The sequence below is a fragment of the Flavivirga rizhaonensis genome, assembly GCF_004791695.1.
Lineage (GTDB): Bacteria > Bacteroidota > Bacteroidia > Flavobacteriales > Flavobacteriaceae > Flavivirga > Flavivirga rizhaonensis.
Genome location: NZ_SRSO01000014.1, coordinates 22,575 through 36,285, shown reverse-complemented (window position 1 = coordinate 36,285; position 13,711 = coordinate 22,575). Strand labels below are relative to the sequence as shown.

General features: G+C 31.4%; 12 protein-coding genes. 5 read left to right on the top strand and 7 right to left on the bottom strand.

The features are described 5' to 3' along the window. Nucleotides 1-5 precede the first annotated feature (5 nt). From EM932_RS11305 to uvrC, 5 genes are all read right to left on the bottom strand, one after another. On the bottom strand, nt 6-785 hold the full coding sequence (locus EM932_RS11305) for a DUF3108 domain-containing protein (protein WP_135877301.1): 780 nt from the start codon (nt 783-785) through the stop codon (nt 6-8). Between the two features lie 213 nt (nt 786-998). Continuing rightward, on the bottom strand, nt 999-2,159 hold the full coding sequence (hppD, locus tag EM932_RS11300; protein WP_135877365.1) for a 4-hydroxyphenylpyruvate dioxygenase: 1,161 nt from the start codon (nt 2,157-2,159) through the stop codon (nt 999-1,001). A 113-nt stretch (nt 2,160-2,272) separates the two neighbouring features. Continuing rightward, nucleotides 2,273-3,427 (bottom strand): homogentisate 1,2-dioxygenase, encoded by a 1,155-nt coding sequence (locus EM932_RS11295; RefSeq protein ID WP_135877300.1) that lies wholly within the window; start codon nt 3,425-3,427, stop codon nt 2,273-2,275. A gap of 284 nt (nt 3,428-3,711) precedes the next feature. Continuing rightward, the gene (locus EM932_RS11290) at nt 3,712-5,958 is read right to left on the bottom strand and encodes a patatin-like phospholipase family protein (protein ID WP_407925218.1); all 2,247 of its coding nucleotides are present in this window, start codon (nt 5,956-5,958) and stop codon (nt 3,712-3,714) included. Between the two features lie 184 nt (nt 5,959-6,142). Further along, on the bottom strand, nt 6,143-7,936 hold the full coding sequence (uvrC, locus tag EM932_RS11285) for an excinuclease ABC subunit UvrC (RefSeq protein ID WP_135877298.1): 1,794 nt from the start codon (nt 7,934-7,936) through the stop codon (nt 6,143-6,145). Nucleotides 7,937-8,023: 87 nt separating this feature from the next. Here uvrC and rimK point away from each other — a divergent pair, with 87 nt between their 5' ends. The 5 genes from rimK (at nt 8,024) to EM932_RS11260 (ending at nt 12,597) form a co-directional block, all read left to right on the top strand. Next, nucleotides 8,024-8,902, top strand: a complete 879-nt coding sequence (gene rimK / locus EM932_RS11280; RefSeq protein WP_135877297.1) for a 30S ribosomal protein S6--L-glutamate ligase — start codon at nt 8,024-8,026, stop codon at nt 8,900-8,902. Nucleotides 8,903-8,911: 9 nt separating this feature from the next. Then, nucleotides 8,912-9,886, top strand: coding sequence for a succinylglutamate desuccinylase/aspartoacylase family protein (locus EM932_RS11275; protein ID WP_135877296.1), 975 nt, complete (start codon nt 8,912-8,914; stop codon nt 9,884-9,886). A gap of 216 nt (nt 9,887-10,102) precedes the next feature. Next, entirely contained in the window at nt 10,103-11,551 is a 1,449-nt protein-coding gene (locus EM932_RS11270) for a PAS domain-containing sensor histidine kinase (RefSeq protein WP_135877295.1), read from the top strand. 1 nt (nt 11,552) lies between these two features. Further along, nucleotides 11,553-11,972, top strand: coding sequence for a response regulator (locus EM932_RS11265; protein ID WP_135877294.1), 420 nt, complete (start codon nt 11,553-11,555; stop codon nt 11,970-11,972). A 61-nt stretch (nt 11,973-12,033) separates the two neighbouring features. Then, nucleotides 12,034-12,597 (top strand): 5-formyltetrahydrofolate cyclo-ligase, encoded by a 564-nt coding sequence (locus tag EM932_RS11260; RefSeq protein ID WP_135877293.1) that lies wholly within the window; start codon nt 12,034-12,036, stop codon nt 12,595-12,597. 22 nt (nt 12,598-12,619) lie between these two features. On the opposite strand, the gene EM932_RS11255 is transcribed toward EM932_RS11260, so the two are convergent. Then, complete coding sequence (locus EM932_RS11255; protein WP_135877292.1) at nt 12,620-13,267, bottom strand: lipoprotein signal peptidase; 648 nt, start codon at nt 13,265-13,267, stop codon at nt 12,620-12,622. A gap of 61 nt (nt 13,268-13,328) precedes the next feature. After that, nucleotides 13,329-13,709 (bottom strand): TraR/DksA family transcriptional regulator, encoded by a 381-nt coding sequence (locus EM932_RS11250; RefSeq protein ID WP_135877291.1) that lies wholly within the window; start codon nt 13,707-13,709, stop codon nt 13,329-13,331. Between the last annotated feature and the right edge of the window lie 2 nt (nt 13,710-13,711).

The window sequence follows — 13,711 nt, the reverse complement described above, 5'->3', positions numbered from 1 at the left end:
ATTAATTATCTAACAACTATTTTAAAAGGATGCTTTAATCCTTTAAAAGCTTCAAGGTCTGCTCTAAGAGAGCCAACTGCTAAATCTGCTTTGATGCGTAAAGGTACTTTATTTTTGTCTTTTGACACCCATAGTGTTAAACTTTCTTCCTCTTTAAAAACACGTCCTGCCATAACGTATGGTCTGAATTTTAAAGATTCAATTTCTCCAAAATCTGTGTCAATGGTTTCCTCTCCAAGATATTGTAGTTTGAATCCATAGTTTTCTTCATCAAAAAACATATCTACTCTGACTTCACCCCCTGGTTTTAAACCATTGGTATCTAAATTATTACGTAAATAATAAAAAGTAGACACCATGTCTTGGATATTAGGCCTAGTATCAATAACTGTCTTTTTATTGTACTTTTTATTGTTTACATATGCCTTGTGGTTTACCTGATCAAAATCTATTTCAAGATCTTTAGTATGCCCGCCTTCATCTATCTTTCTAATAAATTTATAAGGCATAATGGTTTTTTTATCAAAGTAACTTTCGTATCTGTCTGTTACTTTGAAAAACCATTTTATCATACCAGTAGTCCAACCATTTCCGACTACATGATAAACATCTTTGTTATTTAATTTAGAATCTTTTACTGCAAGTGTGGCATTCCCTGCTTTTAAAAAGCCGCTATAACTCATTCTAAATTTAAACCATTCACCATTTCCAAATGCCGACTCTTGCTGAGAAAAAGACATTTGCATGGTTAATATTACTGTTAATATAAGTAGTATTTTTTTCATTTGTATGGGTCTTGATAATGTAACTTCTTAATGTACATTTTATTGCTATATGTTTAGAAATTACAATTACTGTTCCAAAAATAAAAAATTTCTTTAGACTCCTTGTTATTAATTAGAAGAGCTTAACATTAATTTGTTACGATATGTTCAAAAAACAAAAAACTCCACCAAATTAATGGTGGAGTTTTTGTTTAAACTTCACATACGGATATTTTATAGCGTACCTCTGTTAGCTTGTTCTCTTTCTATCGATTCAAAAAGCGCTTTAAAATTTCCTGCTCCAAAACCACGAGCTCCCATTCGCTGAATAATTTCAAAAAATAACGTTGGTCTATCTTCAACTGGTTTTGTGAAAATTTGCAGTAAATAGCCTTCCTCATCGGCATCAATCATTATTCCTAATCCTTTTAATGTCTCGATATCTTCTCTTAATTCATGACTATGTTCTTCTAATCTTCCTGGAACTGCTTTATAATATTCTTCTGGTGGGGTGGATAAAAATTCAATACCTCTAGCTCTTAAACTAGAAACTGTTGTAATAATATCATCGGTAGCAACTGCTATATGCTGAACTCCTGGCCCTTCATAAAAATCTAAATATTCTTCTATCTGAGATTTTTTCTTTCCTTCTGCAGGCTCGTTTATTGGGAATTTTATGCGCCCGTTACCATTACTCATTACTTTACTCATTAACGCTGAATATTCAGTATGGATTTGTTTATCATCAAAGGATAAAAAGTTTTCAAAACCCATAACATCTTCATACCATTTTACCCACGTATTCATTTCTCCCCAACCAACATTACCTACCATATGGTCTATATACTTAAGACCTAGTGGTTCTGGGTTATAATCTGATTTCCATTTACTGAAACCTGGTAAAAATGTGCCGTTATAGTTTTTACGCTCTACAAATATGTGTACGGTCTCACCATATGTATATATCCCAGCTCTAACAACCTCGCCGTGTTCATCCTTCTCTACTGTAGGTTCCATATATGATTTTGCACCCCGACTAGTAGTTTCTTGATACGCTTTTCTGGCATCCTCTACCCAGAGTGCTATAACTTTTACACCATCACCATGTTTTACAATATGTTCGTTTATTGGCGATGTACTATTTAATGGTGTGGTTAACACCAAACGTATTTTGTCTTGCTTAAGCACATAACTTACAGAATCTTTAGACCCCGTTTCTAATCCTTTATAGGCATAAGATTGAAATCCAAATGCTGTTTTATAAAAATGTGCTGATTGCTTTGCATTACCTACGTAGAATTCTACATAATCTGTTCCTAAAAGTGGTAAAAAATCTTGCGCTCCTTCAAATATTTTTTCTAAACCGTAGTTTACTGATTTTATGTCTTTCATAATAAAGCCCATCCTAACCTTCCCAAAGGGAAGGGACTCAAAACTGGACGGATTTTGAGTGCTTTTATGAATAAAATTTTTTAAACGCCTCAAAAGCCCCTTTTGGGATTTAGGGGCTATAACCATGATTTATGGTAATCTTCATCGGCTATTTTCATAGCTTCTTCGGTAACCATAAGTGGTTTAAATGTATCTACCATAACAGCAAGTTCATCGGTTTTTTCTTCTCCGATACTTCTCTCTGCTGCTCCTGGATGTGGCCCATGTGGGATTCCCGCTGGATGTAACGATATATGACCTGCATCAATATCATTTCTACTCATAAAATCACCATCTACATAATACAGTACCTCATCGCTATCTATATTACTATGATTATATGGTGCTGGTATAGCCTGTGGATGATAATCGTATAAACGTGGTACAAAACTGCACACTACAAAAGCATCGGTTTCGAAAGTTTGATGCACCGGTGGTGGCTGGTGAATACGCCCCGTAATAGGTTCGAAATCATGAATTGAAAAGGCATACGGATAATTATATCCATCGTAACCAACCACATCAAAAGGATGTGATGCGTAAACCATTTCTATAATGTCTCCTTGTTTTTTTACTTTTATTAAAAAATCTCCAGATTCATTATAGGTTTCCAATTCTTCTGGTCTGCGAATATCCCGCTCACAAAACGGTGAATGTTCTAATAATTGTCCAAACCAATTCCTATAACGCTTTGGTGTATATATTGGTCTGTGAGATTCTACTATAAACAATCTATTATCTTCGGTATCGAAGTCTATTTTATAAATAATCCCTCTCGGGACTAATAGATAATCTCCGTACTTAAAATCGAGATTACCTAACATGGTTCTTAACTTACCTGTTCCTTTATGGATGAAAATAAGCTCGTCTGCATCTGTATTTTTATAAAAATAATCGTTTGTAGATTGTTTTGGTGCGGCCAATATAATAGCACAATCACTATTCACAAGTACTGTTTTTCTGCTTTCCAAAAAGTCTTGTTCTGACTTTACCTGAAAACCTTTTAAACGATATGATTTGATATTATTTTTTAAAGCAATTTTTGGAGCGACACTATATTGCTTTTTTATTTCTTTTACTTGTGTGGGGCGTTGTTCATGATAACTATTGGTAGACATCCCATCAAACCCAATAGTACCAAATAACTGTTCATAATACAAACTGCCATCTGGCTTTCGAAATTGTATATGTCGTTTATGTGGAATATTTCCTAATTTATGATAAAAAGGCATTGTTTCTAAAATTAAAGATTAAAAAAAGATAAAGTTACAGACCCAAAATCCTAAACTTTAAAATGATATATTTAAAGATACAATAAAGACTGCCTATTCAGGATTTCTCTTGATAAGATAGTGTAAGAATACTAAAAGTCCTTGCCAAAAAGTTTGCATAACTATACAAATATCGTGAAAATTTGCGAATTTGTAAAAAAGAAAGAGAATCTTAGATTTTTATAGCTTTAATGACTCAAACAGCCTTAAGTTAGTATTGGTAATTTTAATGGAAAAACACTATTTTAAAACCAAAAACCAATATTAAAAAACCAGATACTTTTTTTCTGTTCGGGAGAATAACTGAATTTTCCTTGAATAGGGCCAACAAAAGTATCTATTGAATACCCTAACGCATAACCATTATAATCTGAAAACGTAAACCACTCACCAGTTTCAAATATATCATCATCTATATTTGCCCAGTTACCCTCTAAAGTAATGTGGTGATTTTTAAAAATCTCGTAATCGGCACTAGCAGATGCTTTTACATAACTGTTACCTGTAAGTGCAAGAAAATCGTAACCCAAAAACGGCACAAAATTATTTATTAAATTATTACCATAACCTCCTAATGCAAAATCTAGAGCTTGGGTAGATTTATCGCCTAGCTTAAATCCACCACTCGATTGTACATTGAATGCTAATTTATCTGTAACACTAAAAGCATACCCCATGTCTGCTTTAACAATTGAAAATCTTTCAAAATTATCATTAAAGCTAGATGCATGAAGATATAAATGTATATCACCATTAAAATAAAATCCTTTTGTTGGAAAATATCTATTATCGTAAGTATCTAACTTTAAATTCCCAAAAACACTAAAGTAATCGGTATTTTCAAATAAAAACTCATCATCATCATCATCTTGATTATTTGTCATAATTGTTTGGGACTTCACTTCCAAACGTTTATGTTCTGCTCCCAAACTAATTGCAAAATCTTTTCTAAATAATGTTTGTAAATAAAATTGATTGGTCTGATCTTGTAATTTTGCATCTATTTTATTCAACCCTGTTCCTATTAATTGATTATCATCTAGCAATAATTGGGCACTTATGTTTTTATGAAATTGTTGAAATCTGGATTTTAATCCGATGCTCCAATAAAAACCTTTATCGATTAAATATTCAAAATTATATCTAACATTATCGCCTAAAATTATATCTAATGAGGCTACATCATTATCAAATAATAAATGATTTTTAGTTAGATTTACCAACAATGCACTTTTATATAAATCGTCATAATGGATACCTGCTTTTAAAAAAGCAGTATTTTTAGTTTCTGTTAATGCTGCAAATAAATCATATCCTTCTTTTCCTTTTGTTTTTCTAAACTCATAATGGAAGGTCTCAAAGTTATTTGTAGCTACTAAACTATTTACGCCTTTGTCAAAGTCTTCATAACTTATCTTTTTATTAAATTTCAGTTTCATTTTTCCCATGAGATAAGACCTTGTATAACTCTTATTTCCAGAAAAAGAAACACTGTTAATTATGATACTGTCTTGGGCTTTTATTTTTGTCTTCGGGACAGTTATTGTCTTTTGGTCTTTTTTAATTAAAGCTTGTAAAGCTTCAGCTTTATTTATGGCAGCTTGTCTCCCTGTTTCAATAATCTTAAATCCTTCACTAAAAGATACGACATTAAAGTCTTTGATATCTGGTTTAATATAAACATCTGTTTTAGGAGCTTTTAGCTTCATGTCTTTAATCGTCCTAAAATTGTTAATTTGAAGTAAAACATCTGGTGCCGAGATTAATTTTTCACGGTCAACTAACCCATCTTGAACATCGACTCCAATGATAACATCCATCCCTTTAGCTCTTAATTCATCAATTGGGTAGTTATTTACAACCCCGCCATCTGTTAGCATTTTGTCATTAATAACCACAGGTTGAAATATAGAAGGCAGTGCCCCGCTGGCCATAGCAGATTGGGCTAAATTCCCCCTATCAAGCATAACAGCTTGTCCTGTTTCAATATTGGTGGCAATACAAAAAAACGGAATGGGCAATTCGTTAAAGTTTTTTATTTCATTAACGTGCAGTGTTAACTTTGAAAGTAAATTATACGTATTCTGACCTCGGGAAAGTGCTGATGGTAATGAGAGTTTAAAACCATTAAAAGGAAGTTTTATAGCATACCTTTCATCATTATCTCGTTCATAAAATGCTTTGGATGCTCTAGGTAAATTATCATTTATAATATTATCAAAATTAACCTCTTTAAAAATAGAATCTAATTGATTTCCTGAGTATCCTGATGCATATAATGCTCCTATAATAGCACCCATACTTGTTCCTGCGACATAATCAACTTTTACCCCCAAACTATCAATAACTTTAAGAGCTCCAATATGCGCTAAACCTTTTGCGCCACCACCACTTAATACTAAACCAACTTTAACATCATCATTATGCGTTTTATTTTGCGCTTTTACGGAAAACAAAGCAAATAGAAAGACTGTTATTATGGTAATTTTTATTTTCAAATTTTATTTTTAATCAAATCTATATGGCTCAAAATTTCACTGAATTTGTCATGTCGAAATGAGGTACGATTGAGACATCTCATAAAGATTTGTGTTATCTATTTTATGTGATTTCTCTCTTTGTTCAAAATGACAAATGCTTTTGAAATCATATATTGAAATTCTTTTTAAAACTAAATTACTTTCCATGATAATAATTATAAACCTTTTCTGCTCTAGAAACACCTACAACAGCCTCTAACTCGTCTAACTTTGCATTGGCTACCCGTTTAGCAGATTTAAAATATTTTAATAACTCTACAACTGTTTTATCTCCTATGCCAGAAATTGTTTCTAACTCTGTATTTAACGCATTTTTGCTACGTTTATTTCTATGATGTTCAATTCCAAAACGATGTGCTTCGTTACGCAATTGTTGTATAATCTTTAAGGTTTCACTTTTCTTATCTAAATATAATGGAATAGGATCGTTTGGATAAAATAATTCTTCTAATCGTTTTGCTATTCCTATGATGGCTATTTTTCCTCTCAAGTTTAAAGCATCTAAGCTTTTTAAAGCTGAAGATAATTGTCCCTTACCACCATCAATAATAATAAGCTGTGGCAATGGTTGTTTTTCGTCAACCAAACGTTTATACCTTCTGTATACTACTTCCTCCATCGATGCAAAATCATCTGGTCCCACAACTGTTTTGATATTAAAATGACGATAATCTTTTTTACTAGGTTTCCCATTTTTAAAAACCACACATGCAGCCACTGGATTGGTTCCCTGAATATTAGAATTATCAAAACATTCAATATGTCTTGGTTCACTAGAAAGTCTTAAATCCGCTTTCATCTGTGCCATAATCCTATTGGCATGTCTATCTGGATCTACAATTTTATCTTGCTTAAAACGCTCCATTCTGTAGTACTTTGCATTCCGAAGCGATAAATCTAAAATATGCTTTTTGTCTCCTAACTTTGGCACGGTTACTTTAACATCATTACCCAGATCCACTTTAAAAGGCACATAAATCTCTTTTGAATTGGAATTGAAACGTTGCCTTATTTCAATAATAGCTAACTCTAAAAGCTGTAAATCTGTTTCGTCTAACTTCTTTTTTACCTCTAAGGTATGTGATCTGATAATAGATCCGTATGAAAGCTGTAAAAAGTTAACATAACCATAACTTTCGTCACTCATGATAGAAAACACATCAACATTGCTAATTTTTGGATTAACGATGGTAGATTTTGCCTGATAATTTTCTAATATTTCTATTTTCTCCTTTATTTTCTGAGCCACTTCAAATTGCATATCTTCTGCAAACTGTTTCATTTGCATTTTAAATTGCATCAGGGAATCTTTAAAGTTTCCTTTTAAAATTTCTTTAATGGCTTTTACATTATCATGGTATTCTTGTTCGGTTTCTAACCCCTCACAAGCACCTTTACAATTTCCTAAATGATATTCTAAACATACTTTGTATTTACCTGCTTCTATTTTTTCTTGAGATAAATGGTAATTACATGTTCTTAGTGGGTACAGACCTTTTATTAAATCTAACAAAGTTGAAACCGTTTTCATACTAGTATAAGGTCCAAAGTACTCACTCCCATCTTTAAAGATTCGGCGTGTTGAAAACACTCTAGGAAAACGTTCTTTTTTTATGCAAATCCAGGGATAGGATTTATCGTCTTTCAGCATCACATTATAACGGGGCATGTGTTTCTTTATCAGATTATTTTCTAACAGCAAAGCATCCGTTTCTGTTTCTACAACAATATGTTTTATACGCGCAATTTTTTTTACAAGGACTCTGGTTTTTCCATTATCATGAGTCTTTGTAAAATACGAACTAACACGCTTCTTTAAGTTTTTAGCTTTACCGACGTATAAAATAGTATCGTTAGCATCAAAATATTGGTATACGCCTGGGGCATTGGGTAAGGTTTTTAATTGTATTTCTAACGCAGGTACATCCATTAAATCAAAGGTATATTAAATTCTAGATAATGTAAAAATTCGTTTGCCTTTTTTAGTATATTGCAATACTGGGTTAAACCATATTTAATGAATATAGTTATTCTATCTCGAAATCCTAATTTGTTTTCTACCGAACGCCTTGTCAATGAAGGCGAAAAACGGGGACATGATATGGAAGTTATAGATCCTTTAAAGTGTGATCTTATTATTGAAAAAGAAAAACCAACCATTTATTATAAAGATCGCTATTTAGATTATGTAGATGCTATTATTCCCCGAATAGGAGCTTCTTCAACTTTTTTTGGTTGTGCTGTGGTCAGACAATTTGAAATGATGAATGTATTTACTTCGGTCACATCGGATGCCATTATAAGATCCAGAGATAAATTAAGAAGTTTTCAAAGGCTTTCTAAAGCTGGAATTGGTATGCCAAAAACAGTATTTACTAATTATTCAAGAGATGTTGAAAAAGTGATCGCTCACGTTGGGGGGACTCCTGTTATTATTAAACTTCTTGAAGGAACTCAAGGACTGGGTGTTGTTCTGGCTGAAACTAAAAATGCAGCGGAATCTGTTTTAGAGGCTTTTAATGGTTTGCAGGCAAGAGCTTTGGTACAAGAGTACGTATCGGAAGCTAAAGGTGCCGATATAAGAGCTTTAGTTGTAGATGGACAGGTAGTTGGTGCCATAAAAAGACAAGGCAAAAAAGGAGAGTTTCGTTCCAACTTGCACAGAGGTGGTACTGCAGAAGTTATAAAACTTAATGAAGCTGAATTAAAAGTTGCCATGAAAGCATCGAGAGTATTAAAACTTCCTGTTTGTGGTGTAGATATGTTACAGTCTGCAAGAGGTCCTCTACTTTTAGAAGTAAACTCAACCCCTGGTCTAGAAGGTATCGAAACTGGCACAGGCAAAAATATTGCTAAAAGCATTATTACTTACATTGAAAGAAATAGAAATAGCTAAACAAAATTAATGGCTAATACTAAAAATAATATATTGACCATTCTTGGCACGTCCATAAAACCGGGAGAAAGTATAGAGGCTAATTTTGATGTCGCCAATTTACACACATCCACTCCTGTAAATGTACCAGTTATTATTGAACGTTCTAAAAAACCAGGACCTGTAGTATTGTTTACAGCAGGCATACATGGTGATGAAGTTAATGGCGTTGAGATTGTCAGGCAACTTATTGCAAAGGGCATCAACAAGCCAAAATGTGGCACTATTATTTGCATGCCTGTTATTAATATTTTTGGTTTTATAAATTTAAAACGCGAATTTCCTGATGGACGTGACCTAAATCGCGTATTCCCCGGAAGCTCAAATGGTTCTTTAGCAAGTAGAGTTGCTCATAAACTCATACACGATATTTTGCCACACGCAGATTATATTATGGATTTTCATACAGGTGGTTCTGGTAGATTTAATGCACCACAAATTCGTATTGCCCAAAACGAAAAACAACTCAGTAATCTAGCACGAATATTTGGAGCTCCATTTGTATTATATTCTAAAAATTTAAACAAATCTTTTAGACAAACCTGTGTTAAACTAGGAAAACCGTTACTCCTTTTTGAAGGAGGCAAGTCTTTTCATATAGACGACTTAATAACCAATTCTGGTGTTAATGGTGCCAAACGGATTTTAAATCATTTAAATATGTTAGGCTCTAAATTTAAAGTTTCGACACCTAAAAAAGATTGTATTTTTATAAATGAGAGCAAATGGAAACGTGCTAAGTATTCAGGCATGTTTAAAGCTTCTGCCGGAATAAGTTCCAAAGTACAAAAAGGTGATATTTTAGGTAATATTACAGATCCATATGGCAAGTTTAATTACTTTGTAAAAGCAAACAATACTGGATACATTATAAATGTTAATGAAGCCCCTATTGTTTATCAAGGTGATGCTCTTTTTCATATCTCAACAAAGCTTAAAGATTAATACTTTAGTCTTAACTGGACACCTAAAGCTATATTGCTTTTTTCGAACATTAATTACACAAATGCTTTACAAAAAATAAAAACAGTAACTATTTTTTGTCAGACAATTCGTTAAAACGATTGTTTTTATCGATTAAAAGCATTTTTTATCGTTTATTTGTTAAATTAATGTTATGTTTACTTTATTAAAAGAATTAAATTTCATCTCTCTAACACCATGGTTCAAATTAAAATGCCCCCAAAACCAATTGATAATAGTATTGGGTATTTGGAATTGAAAAATAATAATATTTATTGTTCTAAAGTTTTTTTATCTGATCTTGGATACTCTGCAAAAAACAAAAAAATTAGTTTAGAATTCTTTTTAAGTAATCTTATTCATAAAGACGACAGTCATCAATTTAGAAATAATTATTTTAGTTTTATTAAAAACAATTTAGACTTTAGACAGAGTATGCTAATTGAGTCTAAAGGAGGAAAATATAAAGAGTTTGTTTGCACAACAAGTCATGATAACATTAATTTTAGTAACCATAGAGCAAAGTCTAAATTTCTCTTTTTTAATAAACGGAAATATAAAACCAATAAAAAAGTAAAAAAGAATCAGTTTTATTATAAAGAAACCGCTGAGATGACATCAACTGGGAGTTGGTATGTCGATTTAATAAAAAGAAAAAGTTATTGGGATCAACAAACAAGAAGAATTTTAGAATACCCTGAAGATTATATACCTTCTATAAATAAATCCGTTTCATATTATCCAGAAGAATATTTTGACCTCGTTAAAAAGCTTTTTTTAAAATGTTCTATTGAAGGTGAATCATTTAATTCAGAAATAAAAATGCTTACCAAAAACAATCGCGAATTTTGGGTAAAGGTTAAGGGGAAACCTGTATTTAATGATAAGAAAAAAATCATTGGTGTACGCGGCATTTTTCAAGATATCGACGAAACAAAAGCAAAAGAATTGAGTTTACAAAGAACTTCGAATATCATTGCGTCTCAAAACAAAAGACTCTTCAATTTTGCTCATATAGTGTCTCATAATTTAAGATCCCATACTAGCAATTTATCACTCGTAGTAGAATTAATAAACGCTACAGAATCTAAAGAAGAAAAATTAGAATTAATTAATACCGTAGAAGATATAGCATCCAGTTTAAATGATACTATAGAACATTTAAATGAGGTAGTCACAATCCAAACTAGTACAAATAAGAGTATCTCCCCAATTAAATTTAGCGAATCGTTAAAACACGTAAAAATATCTATAGGGCAAATAATTACAAAAAATAGAGCAACGATAAACTCCGATTTTTCAAAAATCGATACTATCAATTATATCCCTGCTTATCTTGAAAGTATTTTATTAAATTTAATAACAAACTCGATTAAATATAAACACCCAGAACGAGATCCTGTTATAAAAATAAGGTCTTATGTAGAAAACTCTAAAACTGTTTTAGAAATAACCGATAATGGTGTCGGAATTGATTTAGAAAAATTTGGAGGTAAACTTTTTGGAATGTACAAAACATTTCATTACAATAAAGATGCAGTTGGAATTGGTTTATTTATAACGAAAAACCAAATAGAAGCATTAAATGGCGAAATTAATGTCTTTAGTGAAGTTGAAAAATTCACAACTTTTAAAATCACTTTCTAACATGAATAATAAACTCATCGAACTTGCTTGTATTATAGATGATGATGACATCTATATAAATCTGGTAAAGCGTGTCATTGAAACAAAAAAGCTTTGTGAAAACCTTATAACTTTTAAAAACGGAAAACAAAGTATAGATTACTTTGAAGCATTACTTCAAAATTTAGACAATAACAAAATTCCAGATATTATTTTTATAGATTTAAATATGCCTGTAATGGATGGCTGGGAATTTATTGAACAGTTTACAAAAATAAAAAACCGGTTTAATAAATTAATTACGCTTTATATTGTAAGTTCATCTATAAATCCAGTCGATATTGATCGTGCAAAATCTTTAAATAGTGTTAAAGATTACCTTGTAAAGCCCATTGTTATTAATGAATTAGAAAATATTTTCAATGTAAATGAAAGTGTTTGATTTTTTATTATCTTCTTATTAAATACGTTCTAAATATTCCTTAAAAACTTAAAGGTTAATTATGATTAAATCTGAATTACGAAAAAAATATAAAGTACTTCGAAACGATTTATCGTTTTCTCAAATTGACAATTTAAGTATTTCTATTGCAAATCAAGTTTTAAAACTCCCTATTTGGGAGCTTACTTTTTACCATATATTTCTTGCTATTGAAGAACAAAAAGAAGTCAATACAGATTATATTCTCAATATATTATCTGGAAAAGATAAGAATATTGTTATTTCTAAAAGTGATTTTAAAACGGGTCTTATGACTCATTTTCTTTTAACAGACAATACAAAAATCAAGAAAAACAGTTATAACATTCCTGAACCCGTAGATGGCATCACTATCGCTCCAAACACCATCGAAGTTGTTTTTATTCCGCTTTTGGGATTTGACAAAGCAGGGAATAGGGTTGGTTATGGTAAAGGGTTTTACGATCGTTTTTTAATCGACTGTAAACCTCAAACTATTAAAATTGGGGTGTCTTTTTTTGACGCTGAAGACCAGATTACAGATGTTTATGAGAGTGATGTTAAACTCAATTATTGCGTAACGCCCAAAACAATTTACACTTTTTAATTATTTACAATTTGTAAGTTTCCTAATTAACAACAGTATCTTCCTTCTTTTCATTTACAGGAAATGCTTTCTTATAAAAGATAATAAGCATAATAAATCCTACACTTATTGCCACATCAGCTACATTAAAAACAGGTTCAAAAAATGTAAAAAATTCACCTCCATAAAACGGGATCCAGTCGGGTAAATAATCATTATATAAAGGTAAATATAGCATATCTACAACCTTACCGTGAAGCAAACTATCATATCCCCCCGCTTCTGGTAAAAATGTGGCGACTTGATTACGGCTACTGTCAAATAAGACTCCATAAAAAACAGAATCTATTATATTACCCAAAGCACCAGCAAATATTAAGGCTATGGCCAATAGCAATACTCTAGGGCTTTTATTTTTTGTTGCATTATACAACCAATAGCCAATAGCAAAAATAGCAACGACTCTAAATAATGTTAATATTACTTTTGCTACTCTATCTGATATAAATGAAGTGAAATCGCTAATTTTTGTCCCCCAGGCCATACCATCATTTTCAATAAAAAATATTTTAAACCAACCAAAGACTTCAACGCTGTCCTGAAGTTTAAAATGGGTTTTTATATATATTTTACTTATTTGGTCTATAAGTAAAATAAGGATAATGATGAGGGTAGATTTTTTTAAGGACATAATGTTTGGACAAAAAAACGTCTCGTTTTAAGTCGAGACGTTTGGGGTATATATTTTATAGTTATTGCATATTCTTAGCTTCAATACTTAATGTTGCATGAGGTACTAATTTTAAACGTTCTTTGTTAATTAGTTTTTTTGTTACACGGCAAATACCATATGTTTTATTTTCAATTCTAATTAACGCATTCTTAAGATCACGAATAAATTTTTCTTGCCTAATTGCTAATTGAGAATTAGATTCTTTGCTCATAACCGCACTGCCTTCGTCAAATGCTTTAAACGTAGGCGATGTATCTTCAGTTCCATTATTATGGTCGTTCATATACGCGCTTTTAATAAGCTCTAAATCATGTTGTGCTTTCTCTATTTTATCCGTAATTAACTCTTTAAACTCTGCTAAATCTTTATCAGAATATCTTACATTTGCTTCTGTACTCATAA